At 28.0% G+C, this 23,082-nt stretch carries 19 protein-coding genes and 1 other annotated feature; of the genes, 2 read left to right on the top strand and 17 right to left on the bottom strand.

From position 1 onward, the window contains the following. Positions 1 to 133: 133 nt before the first annotated feature. Positions 134 to 1,495, bottom strand: coding sequence for a Sapep family Mn(2+)-dependent dipeptidase (locus tag T347_RS0103165; protein WP_031543254.1), 1,362 nt, complete (start codon positions 1,493 to 1,495; stop codon positions 134 to 136). 32 nt (positions 1,496 to 1,527) lie between these two features. Further along, on the bottom strand, positions 1,528 to 2,301 hold the full coding sequence (locus T347_RS0103170) for a DnaJ domain-containing protein (RefSeq protein ID WP_031543256.1): 774 nt from the start codon (positions 2,299 to 2,301) through the stop codon (positions 1,528 to 1,530). A gap of 54 nt (positions 2,302 to 2,355) precedes the next feature. Between T347_RS0103170 and T347_RS0103175 the strand changes: the two genes are divergently transcribed. Continuing rightward, entirely contained in the window at positions 2,356 to 3,222 is an 867-nt protein-coding gene (locus T347_RS0103175; protein WP_031543259.1) for an HAD-IIB family hydrolase, read from the top strand. Between the two features lie 28 nt (positions 3,223 to 3,250). On the opposite strand, the gene rpmA is transcribed toward T347_RS0103175, so the two are convergent. From rpmA to oppB, 13 genes are all read right to left on the bottom strand, one after another. Then, positions 3,251 to 3,541 carry a 50S ribosomal protein L27 gene (gene rpmA, locus T347_RS0103180; protein WP_031543261.1) on the bottom strand — a complete coding sequence of 97 codons (291 nt, stop codon included), beginning with the start codon at positions 3,539 to 3,541 and terminating at the stop codon, positions 3,251 to 3,253. 1 nt (position 3,542) lies between these two features. Then, positions 3,543 to 3,857, bottom strand: coding sequence for a ribosomal-processing cysteine protease Prp (locus T347_RS0103185; protein WP_031543263.1), 315 nt, complete (start codon positions 3,855 to 3,857; stop codon positions 3,543 to 3,545). Between the two features lie 6 nt (positions 3,858 to 3,863). Continuing rightward, a complete protein-coding gene (gene rplU, locus T347_RS0103190; protein ID WP_031543265.1) occupies positions 3,864 to 4,166 on the bottom strand; it encodes a 50S ribosomal protein L21 in 303 nt (100 codons plus the stop codon). 7 nt (positions 4,167 to 4,173) lie between these two features. Then, positions 4,174 to 4,254: a sequence feature (ribosomal protein L21 leader region), on the bottom strand. 60 nt (positions 4,255 to 4,314) lie between these two features. Beyond that, positions 4,315 to 4,650, bottom strand: coding sequence for a hypothetical protein (locus T347_RS0103195; RefSeq protein ID WP_031543267.1), 336 nt, complete (start codon positions 4,648 to 4,650; stop codon positions 4,315 to 4,317). Between the two features lie 27 nt (positions 4,651 to 4,677). After that, complete coding sequence (gene rsmI, locus T347_RS0103200; RefSeq protein WP_031543269.1) at positions 4,678 to 5,562, bottom strand: 16S rRNA (cytidine(1402)-2'-O)-methyltransferase; 885 nt, start codon at positions 5,560 to 5,562, stop codon at positions 4,678 to 4,680. A 51-nt stretch (positions 5,563 to 5,613) separates the two neighbouring features. Beyond that, positions 5,614 to 6,087, bottom strand: coding sequence for a transcription elongation factor GreA (gene greA, locus T347_RS0103205; protein WP_031543272.1), 474 nt, complete (start codon positions 6,085 to 6,087; stop codon positions 5,614 to 5,616). 57 nt (positions 6,088 to 6,144) lie between these two features. Next, positions 6,145 to 7,905 carry an excinuclease ABC subunit UvrC gene (gene uvrC, locus T347_RS0103210; RefSeq protein WP_031543274.1) on the bottom strand — a complete coding sequence of 587 codons (1,761 nt, stop codon included), beginning with the start codon at positions 7,903 to 7,905 and terminating at the stop codon, positions 6,145 to 6,147. Between the two features lie 48 nt (positions 7,906 to 7,953). Continuing rightward, complete coding sequence (locus T347_RS03825) at positions 7,954 to 10,560, bottom strand: DNA translocase FtsK (protein WP_051636044.1); 2,607 nt, start codon at positions 10,558 to 10,560, stop codon at positions 7,954 to 7,956. 95 nt (positions 10,561 to 10,655) lie between these two features. Next, positions 10,656 to 13,403 carry an oligopeptide ABC transporter substrate-binding protein OppA gene (oppA, locus tag T347_RS0103220; RefSeq protein WP_031543277.1) on the bottom strand — a complete coding sequence of 916 codons (2,748 nt, stop codon included), beginning with the start codon at positions 13,401 to 13,403 and terminating at the stop codon, positions 10,656 to 10,658. A gap of 17 nt (positions 13,404 to 13,420) precedes the next feature. Beyond that, complete coding sequence (locus T347_RS03945; protein ID WP_031543279.1) at positions 13,421 to 15,286, bottom strand: ATP-binding cassette domain-containing protein; 1,866 nt, start codon at positions 15,284 to 15,286, stop codon at positions 13,421 to 13,423. A gap of 3 nt (positions 15,287 to 15,289) precedes the next feature. Beyond that, positions 15,290 to 16,849, bottom strand: a complete 1,560-nt coding sequence (locus tag T347_RS0103230; RefSeq protein ID WP_031543281.1) for an ABC transporter ATP-binding protein — start codon at positions 16,847 to 16,849, stop codon at positions 15,290 to 15,292. Between the two features lie 16 nt (positions 16,850 to 16,865). Next, the gene (gene oppC / locus T347_RS0103235) at positions 16,866 to 17,864 is read right to left on the bottom strand and encodes an oligopeptide ABC transporter permease OppC (RefSeq protein WP_031543283.1); all 999 of its coding nucleotides are present in this window, start codon (positions 17,862 to 17,864) and stop codon (positions 16,866 to 16,868) included. Between the two features lie 18 nt (positions 17,865 to 17,882). Continuing rightward, positions 17,883 to 19,226, bottom strand: a complete 1,344-nt coding sequence (gene oppB / locus T347_RS0103240; RefSeq protein WP_031543285.1) for an oligopeptide ABC transporter permease OppB — start codon at positions 19,224 to 19,226, stop codon at positions 17,883 to 17,885. Between the two features lie 309 nt (positions 19,227 to 19,535). Here oppB and T347_RS0103245 point away from each other — a divergent pair, with 309 nt between their 5' ends. Further along, positions 19,536 to 20,033, top strand: coding sequence for a hypothetical protein (locus T347_RS0103245; RefSeq protein ID WP_031543286.1), 498 nt, complete (start codon positions 19,536 to 19,538; stop codon positions 20,031 to 20,033). A gap of 18 nt (positions 20,034 to 20,051) precedes the next feature. Here the strand turns inward: T347_RS0103245 and T347_RS0103250 are convergent, their stop codons facing one another. After that, positions 20,052 to 21,122, bottom strand: a complete 1,071-nt coding sequence (locus T347_RS0103250; protein WP_031543287.1) for a TMEM164 family acyltransferase — start codon at positions 21,120 to 21,122, stop codon at positions 20,052 to 20,054. A gap of 113 nt (positions 21,123 to 21,235) precedes the next feature. Further along, positions 21,236 to 23,017, bottom strand: coding sequence for a ribonuclease J (locus tag T347_RS0103255; protein ID WP_031543288.1), 1,782 nt, complete (start codon positions 23,015 to 23,017; stop codon positions 21,236 to 21,238). Positions 23,018 to 23,082 lie beyond the last annotated feature (65 nt).

Genomic DNA, 23,082 nt, shown 5'->3' on the forward strand with positions numbered 1-23,082 from the left:
CCCCCCCCCCCCCCGTCAAGTGAAAATTGGTTTTTTATGAAAAAACAAAAAAGGTGAAGCATCTTAAATTAGTAAATTATTTCGAACAAATAAAAAACCTCATTCAAACTTTGAATGAGGTTTTGAGTAATAATTATTTTTGTGTCATTTTTGTTAATAATACAATTGCTTTTGTATAAATTTCTAACATCTTTTTAAGATCGTCAATTTTTACATATTCATTGTAAGCATGCATTGTAGATTGTTCAATATCAAACTCAGCTCCAAAAGCAACGATGTTTGGCATTGATTTAGCATAAGTTCCACCACCAATTGCTAGTGGTTGAGATTCCATATCACCTGTAACTTCTTGATATACAGACATGATACCTTTAATTAAATCTGAATCTCTTGGTACATAAACACTGTCTTCAATAGCAATAACTTCAGTTTCTAAATTATATTTTTTAACAAACTCTGTTATTACTGGAATGAATTTTTCTTTTGGTTCTGTGAAAACTGGAACTCTATAATTAAATGCCATTCTTTGACTACCATCTTTAATATCAATGATTCCTAAATTTTGAGTTAAATCTCCGGTTTCATCTTTAATTGATTTAAAGATAGTTGAATGATTGTAATTCATATGAGCATTTTCTGCTAAATAATCAGTTGTTGGGTGGTGAATATCATTTTCATATAATGCTTTAGCTAATCAAGTTGCTGCATTAACTCCAACTCATGGAAGTGATCCATGACCAGCTGCTCCTTTAACTAAAAGTAATCCATCTTTCATTTCTGTTTTAATATTATTTTCAGTTAAGTATTTTTGGATTTCTTCTTGTTTTGGTCCTTTATAAGAAACTAAATCGTTAACGATGTTGTATGCTGAACCACCCTTAATTTCAAAATCACATTTTGTTGATGACTTAACATCTAAATCAACAATTCATTTTTCTGCATAAACAACTGGGAATTCACCATCTGGAACATAACCAGCATCAGCTATACCATGATCAGCTAGATAAAATCTAATTGATTCTCATGTTGTTTCTTCTGTTAATCCAAATACAATTCTAATTTTGTATTCATTAGATACAAAACCATTATCTTTTAAGTATTTTAATGCAAATAAGTTCATCATTGTTGGACCTTTGTCATCAAATGAACCACGTCCAATTAATTTACCGTCTTGTTCGATTGGTGTGAATGGATCAGTAATTCATTCTTCCATATTACCTGGAGGAACAACATCCAAGTGACATAAAATAATAAATGTTTTTTCTCCATGACCATAATCTAAAAATCCATAACGATTTTGTGAATCTTGGTGTACATCAAATCCTAAGTCTTTAGCAAGATTACATGCATAATCTAAAGCGTCTTTTGTACCTTTTCCAAATGGGGCATTTGGTTCTGCGGGTGTTAAAAAAGAAGGTATTTTTAATAAGTTTTTAGTGTGTTCATAAGCTTGTTCAAAATACTCTGATAATAATTTTTCTGTGTTAATTTTCATAACTATTTCTCCTATTGGTTATTATTTTATCATTAAATTTTTTTTATTGTTTTAATTAATGTATATGCTTCGTTAATCATAGACATTTTTTCATTAGCATTTTTATGTTTATTTATATCTGGATGATATTTTTTAGCCATTTTTTTATATTGTTTCTTAATTAATTCTAAATCGTTAGTTTCATTCATTTCTAAAATTAAAAATGCTTCTAAGATTGGATCTCTAACTTCAATATCCTCATCTTCTTCAAATTTTTGTGATGATATTTTCTTCTGGTGAATTTGCTTATAAATATTTTTTAATTCATCAAAAATATTTATCAATATCTTCCGTGCCTCATCCTCGTGATTATCAATTACAAGAGGAATTATTTGTTTAGAAAATTCTTCAGTAATTTTATCTTTATAAAAATTTAATAATATTTTATAGTTGTATGGGTTTTTATTTTTAATCAAAATTTCATGATTAACAATTGACCAATTTGAATAAAATTCAAATTGTAATTGTTTTAATGTTTTAATAATTAAATTAATTTCTTCAAATTCTAAATTATTTTTTTTAATCAAATATTCTTTTGTTGCTATAAATTCACTATTGAAAGGAAACTTATCATAAATTTCATAATAGTTAAATTTAGGAATTTGAACTGTTGTTTTATTTTTAGAACTTCATATTTTATTTTTAACAGATTGACTATCATTTTTTAATTCTTCAGTTTTGGTTTTCTTTTTAATCAAAATTGCAGCGATGATTATTAATATTAAACATACTAACATACCAGCAATACTTAAACCTATTTTTAACACTTTTAACCAACACCTTTCATTTTCTTATATTATATAAGAAACAGGAGATTAGAAATGATTAAAATTAATAATGACGAGATTAAATTGATTGTTTGTGATGTTGATGGAACATTGAGAACAACTAGAAAGCCATACCTTAGTGAAAAAACAATTAAAGAGTTAAATAAATTTATTGACGACGGTTGTTATTTTGTTTTGAATACAGGTAATATGCCAAATCACATGGAGGAATTTGTCAAAAGTGTTAATCCTAAATTAAATGATAAAACAAAATGATTTATCGGTAATAGTGGTAGTGTTATTCATGATTTTGAAACAAAAAAAAGTATAACAACTGGTGTATTCGATAATAAAATGGTTAATACCATGGTTAATGTATTTAAAAGAAATAATGTCTTTTGAAGTTTCTTAGATTCAGATTTAAGTAAAATATATTTTGGTTCACAAGAGAATTTAGATGAATTTGCTAATTTATCTAATTCAAAATTTAAAAAAAATTTTGCAGTTGCAAATGCCGAAGTTCTTGACAATATAACTTCTCCAAAAGTTATTTTTAAAACTAATGATGACGACAAATTCGATAAAGTAATCAGTGAATTAAAAGAAGTTATTGATGAGGATTTATTTCAAGTTATGTGTTGAACAAAGAATTCAGCTGATATAGTTATTCCACATTTAAACAAATTTACAGGATTATTAAAAATGATCGAAGAAATAAATAAAGTTGATGGTACGAATTTAACTTTAGACAATGTAATCTTTTTTGGAGATAGTTGAAACGATATTGATGTTTTTGAAAATCATAAATATTCAATCGCTATGGGCAATGCGATTGACGAATTAAAAGAAATTGCTTTTGCAATAACTGATGATGTTGAAGATGATGGTGTTGTTAATTTTCTAAATAAATATTGAAAATAAAAAAACTGGTTATAAGACCAGTTTTTTATTACTTAGCTTCTTGTTTAATAACAATAGCTCTTGTACGGTTTTTTCCGAATTTTTCGTATTTAACGATACCTGAAACTAATGCGAATAGTGTATCATCTCCACCACGTCCAACATTTTGACCTGGGTGAATTTTTGTACCTCTTTGTCTAAAGATAATTGATCCAGCATTAGCAAATTGACCGTCAGCTTTTTTAGCTCCTAAACGTTTTGATTCTGAATCTCTACCGTTTTTTGTTGACCCTACTCCTTTTTTAGAAGCAAAGAACTGTAATCCTAATAAGAAACGCATATTAACGTACCTCCTTCAATTTTGCATTATTTGGATATTGAACTGCTATTGTTTCTAGTTGAACTTTCAACATCAATAACATCGTTTGTAAATCTTGATTATTTGTATTTAATACATTGATAACAATCTCGTTTTCTAAAACTTTTATATCAATATCATTTTTATGAAAGACATCCATTGCATTCATAGCACCACTCATAATTCCAGTGAAAGCTGCACAAACTAAATCTTGTCCATATTCACCTGAATTTGCGTGTCCACTCATTTGAACTTTTGTTATATCTTCATTTTTTCAATTTATATTAATTTTTACCATATAAAATTATTTAGCATTGATTGCTTCAATTTTAACTTTAGTATAAGGTTGTCTATGACCATAAACTTTATTAACATTTTTCTTTGGGTGGTAACGTACTACACGGATTTTTTTAGCTTTACCATGTTTTACGATTGTACCTGTAACAGTTGCACCAGCAATTGTTGGTGTACCTACTTTCCCATCGATCATTAATACTTCGTCAAATACAACAGTACCATTTTCTTCACCTTTAATTAATTCGATGTAGATTTCTTGTCCAGCTTCAACTTTAATTTGTTTTCCACCAGTTTTAATGATTGCGAACATTTTTCTTCCTCCAGTCTAGACTCGCCTTCGTACGTGAGAACTAAGTTCTGCTTTTTTAACATACTAGTAAGAGCGGTTGAAACTATTTTGTTTTCAACATATATATAATACTATAATTCGGCACTAAATAGCAATATTTATGTGTATTTTATAGAAAATCATTTGTAATAAAATTTTGATTTTCTATTGATGAAAGATCTTCGTTATGAATTGGTGAAGACTTTAACTCAGTTAGTGTAACTTGTGTTGGTTGCTGTTGCTTTGCCAAAACAGTGTTATCTCATGATAAATTCATTTCTCCAACCTTTAAAGATCCTTTAATCGGGTTACTATCATAAATTCTATTCGCTAAATTCATTTGTGAAACAGACGTACCCACATGTGTAAGTGATGAAATTATTGCAGCTATTCCAGCAAGTAGAGCTCCTGTGATAACAAATCCGGCTTTAATTTCTTGCATTTCTTCTTTATTTAATTTTTTCATTTTATACCTCCACAAAGGGTTAGTGTGTTATTTGAAAAAATCTAAATAAATTTTATAAATTTCATTTTTAGAAAATGTTGATTCATTGGCCACAAATTCACAAGCTTGTTTTGTTTTATACCCATCATCAACCAATGCTTTAACTTTATTAGCTATTTGTTCACTAGACAACTCTAATGATTGAACTTGATATTTATCTAAAACAATGACAAACTCACCTTTTTCAATAAATTGATCACTTTGAATAAATTCGTTCACCTCTGAAATATTACCGCTAATATATTCTTCATTAAGTTTTGTGATTTCTCTAGCCACAACAACTTGTTGATCATGATTCAATAATTCATTTAAGATTTTGATTGTAGATTTAATTCTATGAACAGATTCATAAAAAGCAATTATATTTTCATCATTATACTTTTTAACAATATTTAATAATTCATTCTTTTTAGAAACTTCATTTTTTGATTCAATAAAGCCGTAAAATAAATTTTGTTTAGAAATAAATCCTGATGCAACAATAGCGTGAATATAAGCTGGTCCAACATTAACTGATGAAATATTAAATTCCAAATCTTGTTTTTTAAGTTCATTTAAAAAAGTAGCACCTGGATCTGAAATAATAGGAGCTCCAGCATCACTGACTATTGCAATGTTTTTACCTGATTCAAGCAATTTATTAACTTCAACAACTCTTTGAAATTCATTATGCATATGCAATGAAATTAAGTTATTTTTAATTTCAAATTTAGATAATAAAATACTTGTGGTTCTTGTATCTTCACAAAAAATAAAATCCACTTCTTCTAAAACTTTTAAAGCTCTTGGTGGCATGTCATCTAAATTACCGATTGGTGTTCCTACTAAATAAATAGTTGGTTTATTATTTTTAAATGTTTGTTGAACTCTCATAACTATATTCCTTTCATAAAAAAATAACTTGTCTTCACAAGTTATTTTACATTAATTAACTGATAAAATTTTAATTTTGTAAGGTGATGCAACATCACTAATTTCAACAACATCGCCTTTAGTGAATCCTAACATCGCTTTAGCAATTGGAGATTCATTTGAAATTAAACCCTCAAATGGATTAGCTTCAATAGCTCCAACTATTTTTAGTGTCGATTTTGTTTTTAAATTTTGATTCTCAAATTCAATTGTTGAACCAATTTTAACTTCATTTTTATTTCCTGAATTATTCTCAATAACTTGAGCTTGAGAAATCATAGCCTCAACTTCTTTAATACGAGCCTCAACTTCAGCTTGTCTATTTCTAGCTGCATCATAATCTGCGTTTTCAGATAAATCACCTTGATTACGTGCCTCAACCAATTCTTCAATAACTTGTGGTCTAACAACATCTAACAAGTTTTTTAATTCTTTTTTAAGAACTTCAAGACCTTCTTGAGTTAAAATAATTTTTTCTTTTGCCATTTTCTCTCCTTTTTGAAACATCTTTAACAATTATACAATATTTATTTATTGAAAGTTTTATTTTTTTAAATACTCAATCAAATTATTTGTAGTATTAGTGTTTTTAATTACTGAATTCAATTCTTCAAAAGAAGCATTTTTAATATTTTCTAAAGAATCAAATTTTTTATAAAGATTTTGAATTTTTTTATCACCTAATCCAGTGACTTTTTCCAATCCAGTTTCTAAGAATTTTTTGTTTTGTTTTTTCCTAAAACCACTTTTAGCATATTCATCAACTCTAATTTGAATTCCAGATAAAAAATTATAAAGATTTCGATTAGATTTAATATTTACGACTTTACCATCTAAATCAATTAAATGATCAGTTTTATGGTGATCATCTTTAACCAAACCAATAACATTTAATTCTTCTAATCCTAATAAATTAAGTTGTTCTTTAGCCGCATTAATTTGAATAATTCCACCATCCATGATGATTAAATCTGGCATTTCTCTTCTTTCTACTAAAGCTTTTTGGAATCTTCGATAAATCATGTTTTTAACTCTGTGGTAATCTGAAGCATCTTCTATTTCAATATTATATTTTCTAAAGTCATTTCTTGAAGGAACTCCATTTTTATAAACAACACAACTTCCAGTTACAAATTCATTACCAATGTTTGAAATGTCAAACATTTCAATATGATTAGGATAAACATTTAAATCTATTAAAGTTTGTAATTCTTTTAAAACAACAGATTTATTTGTTTGTGCACTTAGCGATTTGATTAAAGATTTTCTATTTAATTCTTCTGCATTTTTATATGCCAATTCAATTAAACCAATTTCTTCTTTATTAATCGGTTTTGTTATAACTGTTTTTAATTGATCATTAATCAATATATCATTACTAAATTTGGGCACAATAATTTTATGTGGAATGTTGTTTTTTGTATATATTGCATCTATATAGTTAAACAACATTGCTTCTTCGTCTTGTTCAAAATACTCTTGAATATGTTCGTCTTTAAAAATCAGTTTACCGCCTCTAAAAAATAAACCAACAAGGGCAATATTTTCATTAGAAATATGATAATTAAACACATCAGTATCTTTTTGTGAATTCAATTCAACATTTTGATCAAAAGTAATTATTTTCAGAGATTTAATTGTTTCTTTAATTCTTTGAGCTTCTTCAAACTGAAGATTATTTGAAGCTATTTGCATTTTGTTAATTAAAGTTTGTTCAACTTCTTTAACATTTCCTTTAAAAAATTTATCTACTTGAGAAATGTTATTTTTATAAAACGATTGATCTACTTCTTTAAAACAAGCCCCAGAACACTGATCAATGTGAAAATAGATACATGGCTTACCTAAATTGCCTTTACAGCGTCTTAGGGGGTAAATTCTTTCTAATATGGTCATTATTTCTCTCGCATTTGATCCTAAAGGAAATGGTCCGTAACTTCTTAATGATTTTTTATTATATTTTCTAACATATTTATATTGAGGATCTTTTTCGTTTGTGATTGTTATATAAGGATAAGCTTTATCATCATTCAATAAAATATTAAATCTTGGTCGATATTTTTTAATTAAATTTTCTTCAAGAATTAAAGCTTCCATTTCATTTTTAACAACGAAATAATCTAAATCAAAAATTTCTCTTACTAATCTTGTAGTTTTTATATTATGTACTCTATTGAAATATGAACCAACACGTTTATTTAAATTTTTAGCTTTTCCAACATAAATAACTTTTTTATCTTTATTGTAGTAAATATAACAACCTGGTTTATCAGGTAAATTTTTAACTTTATCTTCTAAATTCATAATTACCTCTTTCAATAATTTTATATAAAAAATCGGTATTAACCGATTTTATTTTTTAATGATGACTTCTCTTGGTTTATTTCCTTGTCTTGGTCCAATAATTCCTTCTCTTTCCAATTCAAAAATAATACCAGCAGCACGTGCATCACCCAATTTAAATAAACCTTTAATTTGTGAAGCAGATACAACACCAATCTCTAGAACATGAGTTTTAACAATGTCGTACATCGGATCTTTTTCAGTGGGTGCTCCAGGTCCAACACCAGATAAATTATTTTCAGAAAATTCTTCTGAGTAAAATGGTTCTTGTTGTTGAATTGTTCATGAAACAATATCTTCAATTTCTTTATCAGACATATATGCACCTTGCGCTCTGATCAAATCACTACCCCCTGGTGGAGAAAATAACATATCTCCTCTACCTAAAAGAGTTTCAGCTCCTGATGAATCTAAAATAGTTCTAGAATCTGTACCTGTTGTTACCATGAATGCAATACGAGTTGGAATGTTAGACTTAATTGTTCCCGTAAGAACATCAACAGATGGTCTTTGTGTAGCTACAATTAAATGAATTCCTGCAGCACGAGCCATTTGTGTAATTCTCATAATTGATTCTTCAACACCTTTTCGATCACCCGTCATCATTAAATCAGCAAGTTCATCAATAATAACAACAATGAAGGGTAATTTATTATTTGGATTTTTCTCATTAAAACTAGCCATATTTTTAACGCCATTTTCAGTAAATAAAACATAACGTCTTTCCATTTCTGAAACAATCATTTTTAAAGAATTAGAAGCTTGTTTCATATCAGAAATTACTGGTGTTAGCATATGAGGAATTCCTGAATATCCTGAAAGTTCTACTTTTTTAGGGTCAATCATCAAAAATCTTACTTCAATTGGTTTAGCTCTTAATAAAATTGAACAAATTAGTGTGTTGATCATTACGGATTTACCTGAACCAGTAGAACCAGCCACTAATAAGTGTGGCATTTTATTTAATTCTGCTGTTAGAGGTTCTCCTAAAACATTTTTACCTAACACAAACAATAGTTTTTCATCTTTTTTAGAACTAGGAATAGATTCCATCATTTCTCTCAAAGAAACTATCTCAGCACTTGGGTTGGCAATTTCAATACCTACTAGATTTTTTCCTTGAATAGGTGATTCAATACGAATTGTTTTTGAAGCTAAAGCCAGTTTCAAATCTTCTTCTAATTTAGTAATACTATTTACTCTAGTTCCAATATCAGGTTGAATTTCAAATTTAGTAACAGATGGTCCAATAATTGTATTTATAACGTTTGCCTTAACATTAAAATGATTAAATACTTCATTTATGGCATCAGCTTTTTCTTGAGCAATTTTTTTATTAGCAAGTTCTTTGTTTGGATCTTTGTCAAATTTTTGTAGTAAATCGATTGATGGATTTTTATAATTTTTATTTATTTTTACAATTGGTTTTGGAGGTTCGACATATACAGTAGCATCTTTACCTTCATAAAGTTCATCAAAAAAATCATCATCTGATATTTCTTGTGTAAATTTAACTTGTTGCGAAGAATTTTTTTCAAATAAAGTTTCATTAGACGGAGTAACTTTTTTCAATTCTTTATCAACAAAAAATGTAGCTTCTTCTTCAAGTTCATTTAAATTAAATTTTTCCAATTGATTAACTGTCTCATCTTTTTCAAACGCAATAACCGGTGTTTCAACATTCGCAACTTCGATTTCTGTTTTTTTACCATAAAACGGTAGTTCAATAGTAATGTCTGATTCTTCAATTGCTTCATCAAGTGCTTGCATATTATCAAAAACTTTCAAATCAGTTCACAAACTATTGTCTTTTTTAATTTGAATAACTTCTTCTTTATTAAGTTGATCAACATTGTTAATATTTTTATTAGGATTTTCTTTTGATTTTAATTTTAAAATTCTAATTTTCTTACCATGTCTTTTTGATTTAGGCTTAAAGAAATATAAAGCATCACCTGTAAGAATTCACATAGTATTAATTCCCATCAATATGACCATCAAAATAAATGAACCTGGAATTGATAAGTAAGCTGTTAAACCAGCTGTTAAAGTACCAATTAATCCACCACCAGAGTAAGTGTTAAAATATCCACCACTCGTAATGAAATAATCAATTACTTTAAAGTTTTTTGCTGTTGTAAAAATAGCGTTGTTTTTTCATTCCTCAAAATAAATTCCAAAAGAATTTGTGAAAATATCTTTTTGTCATAATTCTTTAATTGAATACTCATTAAAAGTTCTTTGATTATGATAAATATCAATCATTAATGATATTGAAATCAATCAACATAATAAAACGAAAGTTGATATGATCATTGCAATCAATCTTTTCTTTAATTTAAACTTTACACCTGCATAAATAACAATATCAACAAATAATAAAATTATATACATAGGGTATTTAAATCAACCAAAAATTAAATTGAAAATTACATCATCAAAAAATTGACCAACTATAGTTATTCTTCCCATTGAAATAGCTGTAAAAAAGAATAAGAATAAACCTATTATAATTCAAGATATAGAATCCTGTTTTCTAGTTTTTTTATAAGTAGTGAAAGATTTAATTTTATCATCATTAAATTTTTCATTTGTAATTATTTTTTGATTTTCCATAAATCCTCCAATAATATTATTATACCTCTATTTTAATAAATAGACTTTAAAAGTATTTTGATTGTAGCATATAAAAACATTAAAAAACCAACGAGTTAAATCGTCGGTTCATTAGGATCAGGTCTATCAGTTTGGTATGTAAAGTAATGAACTTTTTTATCTGGGTTATCAATTTGATCTTGATGTTCTTCTTTACGTTTAATAAATTGTTCATTAGTTAACAATCTTTCTGACATAAGAACTCCAAATAATCTGTATTGACTAGCTCCAGATGGATAAGCAGCACGTGTAAATGGATCAGTGTATGAAAGATACATAGTCTCAGCATCACGTTGTGAATAAGTTGGCAAAATAAATTGTCTATTTATTACAGCTTCTACTTCAGCAGCTGCGAAAGCTTTATATCTATCTGCTGGTGTACCAATCAAGTTTGCTGCTGATACGTTTTGAGTATAATTATCAAGCGGTGCTAGTAAGTTATCGTTTAATATTCCAATTTGTTCTGAAGTCATTCCAGTAGTTTTTTGCGCTTTATATCGTAAAGTTGGTTCATCACCTCTTAGTTTGCTTTGATCATTGCTTATTGGTTCAATAACTTTTGTTAGTGCTTGATAGTTATTATATTCACCATTATAAATAATTGTATGTAAAAAGTTATAAGGATCAGTATAATCCGGTGATCAACCACCTGTATATAAATCAAAGTTACCTTGCTCAGATTGTGTTCTATAAGAGGCAGCGTCTGTTGTAGTTTTTTCGATAATTTGAATAACTTGTTTTCCATCAGCATTAACCATTTTATTAAAATCATCAATCATGTTTTGAATTGATCTATTAATTGTTGTTTTAGTATTACCGTTAGTCAAAATTTCTAAAGTAATGCTTTTTTTACCTATCAATGCGTATAAATCATTCGCTACTTTTTCAGTTAAAATTGAAATTTTTGCATTAACATTTTCTAAAGTTTCTACTTCAGGATTTGCCAATTTCTTAAATTCATTTTCAAGTTCAATATCTTGAGCAGTTTCTCCAAAGAAATGAGCTTGATCACCAATAATAATATCATCATTAAAACGATACATATCATAACCGTCTCTAATAATACTTTCTTCATTTACTTTAGTTTCAGGTTGGGTTTCATTTGAAGTGAATACTTTATTGTATGTTTCACCAATATCATCTAAAGCATAATCACGTTTATTATTATCATCTCCATAAGGGATAAATCCTTCAGAAGTATAAGTATTTCTCACCAATTTTGATGTTCTATTACCTAATTTATCTACTTCATTAGATTCACCATCCATAGCTTTTGAATAGAAACTGGCTAGGTGAGATCTATTCATTACATAACCGATTAACTTACGAACAGAAGTTAAGTGTAATGCTTTAGATTCGGGTGTTCAAGTACCTTTATCATCAAGTCTACCAAAGTTATACATTAAGAATCATGTTCCTGAGTTTGGTTTTTTAACTGGGTGTGTTCCTTCAAAAGCAGGATTTTGAATGTCTGATCCTACATAACGATTTCAACCAGAAGAGTCAGTTGGTGATAATTCAACTTCACTTATATCTCCTGCTTCAAATAATAATCTAGGTTTAGAAACATCAGCACTACCCATGTAGTAATAAATTTGTTTTTTAATAGAATTTTCTTCTTCGAAATATTTTTCTTCATAATAGTATGGATTTTGAGATAATTCAATTTTTCTTGTTGGAGCATAACTATCAATAACATATGCTCCTGAATATCAAATGTTATCTGGACTTTCACCATAATGATAACTTGATGAACCAGCTTTGTTATAATCTACAGCTTTTGGAGGAACTGGTGCTCATGTATTGAAAGCAGCAATTGATTCAAAATAAGGTGAAGGGTTTTGTAATGCCATACGAAGTGTATAACCATTTTCGGCAGCTTTAATTACTTTACCTTCTGATTTAGCTCTATTAATATATGCATTATACATGTTTTCATCAGTTTCACCTGTTGATTCAATTTTTTTATCTTCAATTAGAGATTGTAATCAAGTTTGAGATTTACTTGTTAATTTATAACCAACAATTGTTTTATCTTCGACTACAGTTGTTTCTGTTGTTCAATCTAATTCATCAGGAGTTTTGATTTCGATATTTCCTCTTTTTGAAATATCAACACTTTCATCAACATACATATTAAAGTAAGCGATTGCAACATCAATTGCTTTTGTAGAAATAACACGTTGCATATCTTGAGTTATATTAGAATTTTTTGAATCATAACTTTTATCAAATAATTCCGGAGTTCCAATGATCAGTTTATCGATAAAATCAACAAGTTGTACTCCACCAAGAATTACTGAAGATCAAGCTGCTGTTGCAGCAGAAAGGTTATTTGGATTAAAAATAAATCTATAAGCATCTAACATTCCATCTGTACCAATTTCATGTTGTTTTATATAATCACCTTTAGGATCGTTTTTACCAGTTCATACCGCAGGATTTATTTTGATACCTTCAGAATTTAATTTGCTAGCCAGTTCACTGGTTTTCATATCAAATTCTCAAACAAGTTTTTCAGAATCTCAGTTTCAATCATAAGCTAAAGAACCTTCGAATTCATTATATCTATTAGGTGTTAAAAGAGTATCTTGTAACTGAGTCAAAATAATAGCATCTTCAGCTTGTTGAGTTGATAAATGTGATCAAGTAGTCATAGGAAATTTGAAAGTTCCTTTGAATACTGATGTATCAATCGAACGATTCATTAGTTTAGTCTTAGTAACTGGACCACAAGCTACAACAGTCATTGTAGATGATGCAATTACACCAAAAGCCATTAATGTCGATAGTAGTTTTTTCATAATACTCTTTCTCCTTTTTATTTATTATTTTTTAAATATTGATTATATTGTTTTTTGTAATTTTTTAATTCACGTTCATTTGCATAAACATAGTGACCATTTTTAACTTCAACTCATTGAGGGAAGTCTGTAATATAATCTGCATGTTCAATTTCTGGTTGATACTTATAATGTACTTTATTACGTTCTTGTTCCGGATCTGGTAATGGAACTGCGCTTAATAATGATTTTGTATATGGGTGTAATGGATTAAAGAATAATTCATCAGCTTCTGCTAATTCCACAATATCACCACGATAAATAACAGCAATTCTATTAGCCACAAATCTAACAACTGATAGATCGTGAGCAATAAAAATATATGTTAAATCAAATTCTTTTTGGAATTTTGCTAGTAAATTCATAACTTGAGCTCTAATTGAAACGTCAAGTGCTGAAATTGGTTCATCCGCTACTATGAAACTTGGTTTCATAATCAATGCACGAGCAATACCAATACGTTGTCTTTGACCACCTGAGAATTCATGTGGATATCTTGATAAATGTTCTGGTAACATACCAACAGTTGTTAACAATTCTAATATTAGGAATTTTTTAACTTTATAATCATCAAGTTTTTTCAAAGTAATGTGTTTTGATTCATCTTCTTCATTTGCGTTAAATCAATCAACATAAACTTGTCTAGTTTCGTCATTTTTATAAATTTCTGGGAAGTTATCTAAACCTTCTGCAATAATTTGTTCAACTGCCATACGATCATTTAATGATGAAGCAGGGTCTTGGAAAATCATTTGCATTTGTTTTTTTAGATTATGCTTATCTTTTTTATTTGGTAATTTAAAGTTGTCAGATTTATTAACTTGTTTTTGAACATTTGGATATTCCATTAGTTTTAAAATATTATTGAATTCTTCAACTAATAAAATATTATTTCTTGTTTTATTTTTTTCAATTTGAAAATTAATTGAAGAAATACGTTTTCTTTTTGCTTTACCATCAACTGATAAATCAATATTAAAATTATGTTTTTTAATAGCCATTTCTAACAATGTAGAAATAGACTTATGATATCTAACTACTTCTTCAACTTTTGATCCCATATCATTAAAGAATTTTTTAACTGAAGTATATTCTCCTTTTTTCAAATTTTCACGAATTTCTTTCATTTCTTGAATGTTTTGATGAATATTATTTTCTAAATCCTTAATTCCAATTACAAATTCATACGCTTCTTTTTGATATTTAACGATTGCAGTTTCTAAATCGACATTTACATCTGCATAATCAGAAATTCTATCAACGAATCTGATTGTTTTTTGTTGTAAACGAATTACTTTTAATAATCTTTTAAGATTATCTTCAATTGCTTCGTTGATGTATTCAAGGTTGATATCTTTTTTAACTTTGATTATTTTAGTATCTTTTAAATTTACACCTTCAGCAATTTTACGATCAACACCATCAGTATATGGTTTAACTTCACCTGTTTTAAATTCATAATACATTGATTCAATGTATTTATAATAAATACGTTTGAATTCAGCAATATACTCGTTTAAACGAACAGTTGTAGTGTTTTGATTCATTTGCATAATTTTTAAATTACGTTTAATTTTTAAATTTAATTCGTGTAAATTAGGTGGTGCACCATAAGCAACACGACTATTAAAGTAAATTGTTCCATCACTGATTGGTTGAATTCCCATAACAGCACGTCCAACAGTAGTTTTACCTGATCCAGATTCTCCTACTAAACCAAAAGTTTCCCCTTTGAATACATCAAAAGTCACACCTTTAACAGCTTTAACAGCTTTTTTACCTGTTCCAAATTCAATGACTAAGTCACGAACTTGAACAATTGCTTCTTTTTGTTCTTTTTTCATAACTTATTCACCTACCTTATGTTGCTCAACAGCTTCTTTAAGCTTACTTAATTGTTTAGGTTTTGAAACTTTAGGAGCACGTGGATCAAGAAGTCAAGTTCTAGCTCCATGTGTTTCATTTATTTCAAACATTGGAGGTGTTATTTGATAATCAAGCGCTAATGCGAATTGATTTCTTGGTGCAAATGCATCACCATTAATTTCATTAAATAAAGAAGGTGGTGTTCCTGAAATTGAAAATAACTCTTCTCCTTTAATACCTAATTGAGGTAAAGCAGATAATAATGCTCATGTATATGGATGTCTTGGATCAAAGAATATATCATTTGTTGTTCCATATTCAATAATTTGACCAGCATATACTACCGCTACACGATCAGCAATATTAGCCACAACTCCTAAATCGTGAGTAATAAAAATAACTGTAAATTTGTATTCTTCTTTTAATTCTTTAATTAAGTCTAAGATTTGTGCTTGAATTGTAACATCTAAAGCTGTTGTTGGTTCATCACAAATCAAAATCTTAGGTTTACATGCTAATGCAATAGCAATAACCACACGTTGACGCATACCACCTGAATATTTACCAGGAATATCTTTATAACGATTTTCTGCGTTTGGAATACCTACTTTTTCCATTAATTTGATTGCTTCAATTTTAGCTTCTGCACGTGACATGTTTTGGTGATCACGTAATACTTCTGAAATTTGGTAACCAACTGATAGTAGTGGGTTTAAAGATGTCATAGGGTCTTGGAAAATTGTAGCAATTGTTCCACCACGTAATTTTTTAAGACTTTTATTAGCTTTAATTTTGTTTATAAAAGGTGAACCTGCTTGGAATTCTCAAATTTCTCTTAATAAAGATATTTGTTCACTTTCAGGAACTCTATTTTCCTTCAAATCTTGTAATATGATTTGTAAATATGTTTCAAATTCTGTTAAAAATTCTTCATTTTTTAAATAATTTAAAACTGAATTTATTTCAGATTTTTTAATTTTCTTTAAGTTTTTATTATTAATTAATTGTTTAACTATTGAAGAAACTTTTAATCTTGTACGTTTTGATAAACGATTAAATGAAGCCATTTCACGATAAGCATCTTCGATAATATCGTTTTGTTTTTCTAATTGAATTTGGTTTTCTTTAAGATTAATTCCAGCTTCAATTTCTTTATTAATAATTCCGATTGCAGTTTTAGCATCTTTAATTCTTGAAAAGTTATATTTTTTAATTGCTTTACGAGATTCTTTTGAAAGTGCTCCTTTATGGAATTTGATTAAATCCACTTCAGATCTAAAAGCTGATTCTTCATTATTAATTGTATCTTGATTTGGATAATACATAATTGAACCACTGGCAATATATCCGTTTGATTCAATCATATTTGTTAAAGTTTTAGTTAAAACTGATTTTCCAGAACCTGATTCACCAACAATAGCTACAGTTTCTCCATCATATATATCGAATGTAACATTACGGATTGATGTTAGCATTTTTGAACGCACTCTAAATTTAACGACAATATCTTTTAAAGATAAAATTTTGTTTTTGTTTTCCATAATGTCCTCCTGTTAATTATCTATGGTTTTTTGGATCTAATGAGTCAGCAAATACTTTTGCTACTACGAAGAAAATAATTGATACAATGGTTGTTAATACAATAGGAATAATGATTAAATGTGGGAAGTCTTGTCACAATGTACCAGCCATAATTTCATTTAATATTTGACCAAGTGAGGTTTGTTTACGTCCAGTAACAAATCCAAATCCTAGGAATGTTAATGAAGCATCAATTGAAATTGCATTCGGAATAGCAAATGCTCCCGCTTGAACAATTACTGGTAAAATTCTTGGCATAATATTTTTTGAAATAATTCTTCCTGATGAAGAACCTAAACTTACAGAAGCAGTATTATAGTCAGTATTTTTTACTAACATAATTTGCACCCTAACCGTACTTGCGATTGCAATTCACGCTTGTAGTGATACCCCAAAAATTATTGGTCAATATCCTATGTCAAAAATAAATATAATGAATAATAATAAAATTAATTGCGGAACTAAAGTTAATAAGTTTGTTATTTGTACAAAGAATAAATCAGTTTTTTTGAAATATCCTCAAATTGAACCTAATAAAATACCTACAAACAATTGGATTGCTGCTAATAAGAATGAGAATAATAGTGTTGTTCGCATTCCTGCTCAAACTTTAATTCAAAGGTCTTCACCTTGTGTTCCCAATCCAAATAAGAAATCTCATGTTGGTGCCATTGGACTACCATCAATTATTACTGTTCCGTCACCTCATGGATTTGGTTTAATCAATGGAGTCGCTTCGTGACCGATCGGAACAATTAATGATAATAAGATGAAAGCAATCAATATTGAAATTGCGATAATAAATATTGGAGATTTAATTAATAATTTTCCAACCGATCTTCAATAACTATACTGTTTTGTCTTTAACTGCTCACTTTCCTCTTCTTTAGCTCCAACCAAAGTGAAAAGAGATTGATCTATTTCATCAAAATTTATTTTATTTTTACGCTGAAAGTCGTCTTTATCAATTTTCATAAATCATTCTCCTCTTTTCTATTTTTTACCTAAACTTACCCTTGGATCCATTCAAACCATCATCAGGTCAGAAATTAATGTAGCAAATATTTTGATAAATGCTGCAAATGATATATATCCTAAAATAACGAATGAATCTTTTTCTCCAGAAATTGCTTTAACAATGAATGGACTCATTCCCGGAATTTGTCATTGTTGTTCTGTTAAGATTGATGCTCCGAACAATGTAACAGCTAAATCAATTGGGAATTGTCTTAAAATTCTAATTCCAGCATTTCTAAAAATGTGGATGTAGTAAACTTTTGTTTCTCCCATACCTTTAGCGTATGCAAATTTAGTATAATCAGCTGTCATTTCATCGATTACATAACGTCTAGTTAAAATTACTGTCGATGGTGTCATCATTGTGACTAATGCGACCACTGGTCAAAATTTAGTTCAGAATGAACCAGATTCGAACATAGCCGAATGACCAAATGCGGAAATACTTAATAAGTAGAAACCAATAATGATTACAATACCAGGAACTGCTACTAATAAAATATTTGTACCATTGATTATATTATCTGATGTTTTACCCTTACGTTTTGCTGCTTGGATACCTAATGGTAAACCAATCATGTAAGAAATAATTACTGAAACTGATCCAAATGCAAATGAATATGGAATAGCTTCATTAAATAATGTCATAATTTCTGTTTGACCAGGTTGTCCAATTGATTTAGATGAAACAACACCTAAATGTACTCAAACTCTTTTTGAAGTTACATTTTCTGTAATATTACCTCAATCCAGTTCTGGATTTGCTTTAACAACATCAGCTCATACAAATGAGTGAATTGTTGAATAGGGATTTGTATCAATTATTGCTGAAAATTCAAATTCTTGACCTGTAACAATGTATTTAGGAATAAATGGAGTTAGGTTTCTTAAGTAAGTTAATAATCTTTCTCCAACTGAACCATAAACACCAAATAATTTCATACGCTCTGCTAGATATTCATTATATTTATCTGATCCAACTTCTCCTAAACCAAGTTTATTTCAGTAATCGGGCATATACTGATTAACATCGGTTACAGCATTAACAATTAAGAATAGTGCAATAATAGCAAATAATAAAGTTGCAAATCCATAAACAATACGTTTAAATGAATATCCGATTAAAGGATGTTGTCTAAAGAATCTTGACATATCGGCTGATATATCATCGAATTTATATTTTGCAGCTGTTAATCAAGTAGATTCACCATAAATTAATTCTTCATCCAAAGAATAATTTACTGATTCAATATCAATATTATTAGAATTTGATTTGTTTTTAATAGTGAATTCACTTGTTTTATTATCTTTGTTAATCATATTTTTGAGTTCCTTTCGAATTTTATATAAAAATAATAAATATCCTATTTCAGATATTTTTTTCAATTAAAAATAATATTTAAATTAGATAATTATGCTAATTTATAGTTTGTCAGTCAGATAAGGCGAGCAAAAGAGTTATGAACTTTTATAAAGTTTTGATTACGCATAACCACTCATCCTTTCTGTATTAAATTGTTATATATTGTTATAAATATACCTTATTTCAAATAACATTTAAAGTTTTTATTTAAAAAAGTTTAAATTTCTATCACATTATGTTTATCATTTAAATATATAGAGGTACGTATGGATAATAAAAAGCCAACATTGAAAGATTTAAGAGAATCTCAAAAAAAAGTCTATAAACAAGAAGTGGCAGAAGCTCTTGATTCAACTTATTCTGGATTAGGTTTTAATGCAAAAATACTAGATTATCGTAAGACTAAGAAAATGAAATGATGATCTTGACTGATTGCTTTAGGAGCATCAATAGTCGCAACAGGTTTTAGTTTTTTGATGGGTTATGCATTCAGAAGTAATATCAATATTAATGTTGGGGTCGATTCATATTATGGTGCAGCCGGATGAACGGCATTATCAATTATTGTAGCTTTGGTTTTGGCTTACATGATAATTAGTTATATTAGGAATAAAAAGGCTGAAAAACATTTTAATGATAAAAGAAGACGTTACCAAAGAACATTGACACAGTGAGAAGCGAAAGTTTTTCTTGCTAAAAAAATAATTTTTTTAACTATTTTATTAATGGTTGCTCCAACTGTTTGTTTTATGGTTTTATTATAAATAATGAAAGGATCACAATTATTGTGATCCTTTATTTTGTCTTCTTTTTTCTCATCTTTGATCAGCTTCGCTACATTTTCTAGAAAAATCTTCTCGCTTAATTTCAATTGTTTGGGCATTTTTAGCTTGATATTTAGCTATTAAGCTAAATCTTTCTAACTCAAATTCAGAAACAAGTTTCCTAAAATCTCGAGCCAGTGTTAATCGATATTCTGATTTAATATTTCCATTTTTAATATATAAAGGTCTGAAAATATATAATAGCATGAATATTCCAAATACCGCTATTGGTCCTATCAAGAAATTTAATAAAAAGTATTGTGCTCACATCGGTAAATAACCAAAACCAGTATTGTTAAATACATCTCTGAAAATGAATGCCGGGTATCCCATTTGTTCACCATTTAAATTTCAAGCTCATTGATCTAATTCATCAATTGGTTCAACAGCAAATAATAAATTTCATACCATTACAAATGTTGAAAATATTCACGCAAATGAAAATGATCTAATTAAGTATTGTTTATTTCATTCAAACTTAATTATTCCAAACATATATGGATAAACATAAGCCATTATAGATAATCAATGTCCGTAATAAAATTGTCAATATCTAACTGAATTAAAGTCCATATCAAATCCACCTTTAGATGGAACTATCATAACCATGACTGGTCCGATAAGAGCTAAAGTTAATGTTGAATCGAATAATCTTTTTGTTGCATTAGGAAATAAGCAAATCAATACTCCACATCAAGCAACCAAATTACATACTTCCATGTAAAAAACGTTATTTAATATCAACAAGTTAAAACGCTCCTGGTCTCAGGTTCCTGATTCAGTTGTAAAATCGTAATCAACCACTTGTTTAATTCTAACAACATATCAATAAATTTGTGAAACTATTAAAATTATAGCAATTGGATATCTAACATATGCCCCATTATTTTTTTGAGCAGTTTTTGCTCAAAAATCTTTAAACACAAATAGCACCACTATTGAACTAATAAAAACAAATAAACCAAGAAAATATCCTCATGGATTATTATTTACAAAGTCAAATAAATTTCCTTCTTCTGCAAAAAACATAAATTATCCTTTCTAAAATATTCTTATAAATAATATCATATCAATACAATCATTTTTTAAAGAATGAATAAAAATAAAACCAAACTATTTTAATAATTTGGTTTTATAGAAATTTATTTTTTATTATTTATTTTTGATTTATTATTTTGATTTCAGTTTTTATTATTACGGTTTTGATAATTAGAAACATTTTTTGTGTTTCTAATATTAGGAATATATTCTTTACCATCAATTTCATTCATTATCGCAAGAACAATTGGTTGTTTACCAGATTCTTGTTTAATTGAAGATCTTACTTTCGAAATAATCTCGCGCTTAATTTCATTTAAATCATATGCCTTAGGATTTGTTTTAAATTCTTCTTGACCTTTAACAATTATATCTTCAATAGATTTTTGCAATATTTTGAAAATAGGATTTTCTTCACTAATATAAAGAACTCCACGCATTTGTGTATCAATTAATGAAACTAGTTCTTTATTTCTAGAATCTATTGTTGCACCAACAATAATAACACCATCAGTTGCTAATTGTTTTCTTTCATTTAAAACAACTGCACCAACATCTCCAACACCAACACCATCAACAAAGATATCTCCAGAATCAACTCTTTCTTCAGAAACAGCTAAATTCTTTTTAGATAAAACTAAGATTTGACCGTTATCAATAATTCCAACGTTTTCTGATTTGACACCAGCTTCAATAGCTGCTTTTTCAGCTTTTAAGAAATCTTTATATAAAGCTTTAACTGGAACAAAGAATTTTGGTTTAAATAAAGAAATCATTAATTTAACATCTTCATAAGAAGCGTGCATTGATCAAATGTTTTTATCTGATAAAGCCATTAATCTAGCGTCAGTTCTTGCAAGTTCATCTAAGATTTGTGCATGACGTTTTTCAACACCCGCAGCAGGTGGTGTTGCTAGTACAATTAAATCATTTGGACCAAATTCAACTACATTATCATTTCCATTAGCAATCTTTGCAAGTTTTGAATAAAGAACATCACCAGTACCTGAAATAATTAATACACCATTTTCTGATTCCATATATTCTTCAATTGTCATTAAATCGTTTTTAGTAACTGTTAAGTTTTGATGAATCATGTTTGATTCTAAAATTGCAGACATTGTTCTTCCATAAACAGCAATTTTACGTCCATTTTCTTTAGCTGCTCTTACGATTTCACCAAGTTTGAAAATGTCTTCTTCGAAAATACCAACAGCAATTTTAGTTTTCTTTTCTTTAAATGGTGAAGAAATGTAACTTTCAATTTTGTGATTTGGAACAGTAAATCCAGTTCTTGATGCAAATTCAGAATCAGCAATTAAAGCTAATACACCGTTTTCAGCAATTTTAGCGATATGTGCATAATCTGTTGAAAAATTTGATTCTTCTTGACCATCGATAATGTAATCTCCTAAATAAACAACTGATCCCATATCTGTATGTACTGCATAACCAAATGATTGTGGTGATGATGATGTTGTTCTAAAAACTTCAACTTTTGTGTTACCAAAATCTAAAATTTGTTTATCTTCAATCACATTAAAATTTTTATCATTTGTTTTAACACGTAATCTTTGAGCTTTAATTTTCAAAACCAGAGTTGTTAATTCGTTACAATAAACTGGTAAATCGTTTTCTTTTAAAATGTATGAAATAGCTCCTGAATTATAAGCTGAAGGATTTGTAATAAAAATACCCTTAATTCTTTTTTTGTTATTTTTAATAAAATCTAATTTAGGAATAACAACATCAATTCCTAAAATTCCTTTGTCAGGAAATTTAACACCAGCATCAAAAATAAATAAATCTTTATCAACTTCTAATGCAAATATGTTTTTTCCTCTTTCATCTTGACCACCAATGGCCATAAATCTGATATTTGACATAAAATACCTCTTTCTATTATTCAATTTTAATCTTTATAAACAATTAATATTATCTGTTTATTTTA

The organism is Mesoplasma photuris ATCC 49581 (genome assembly GCF_000702725.1).
GTDB lineage: Bacteria > Bacillota_I > Bacilli_A > Mycoplasmatales > Mycoplasmataceae > Tullyiplasma > Tullyiplasma photuris.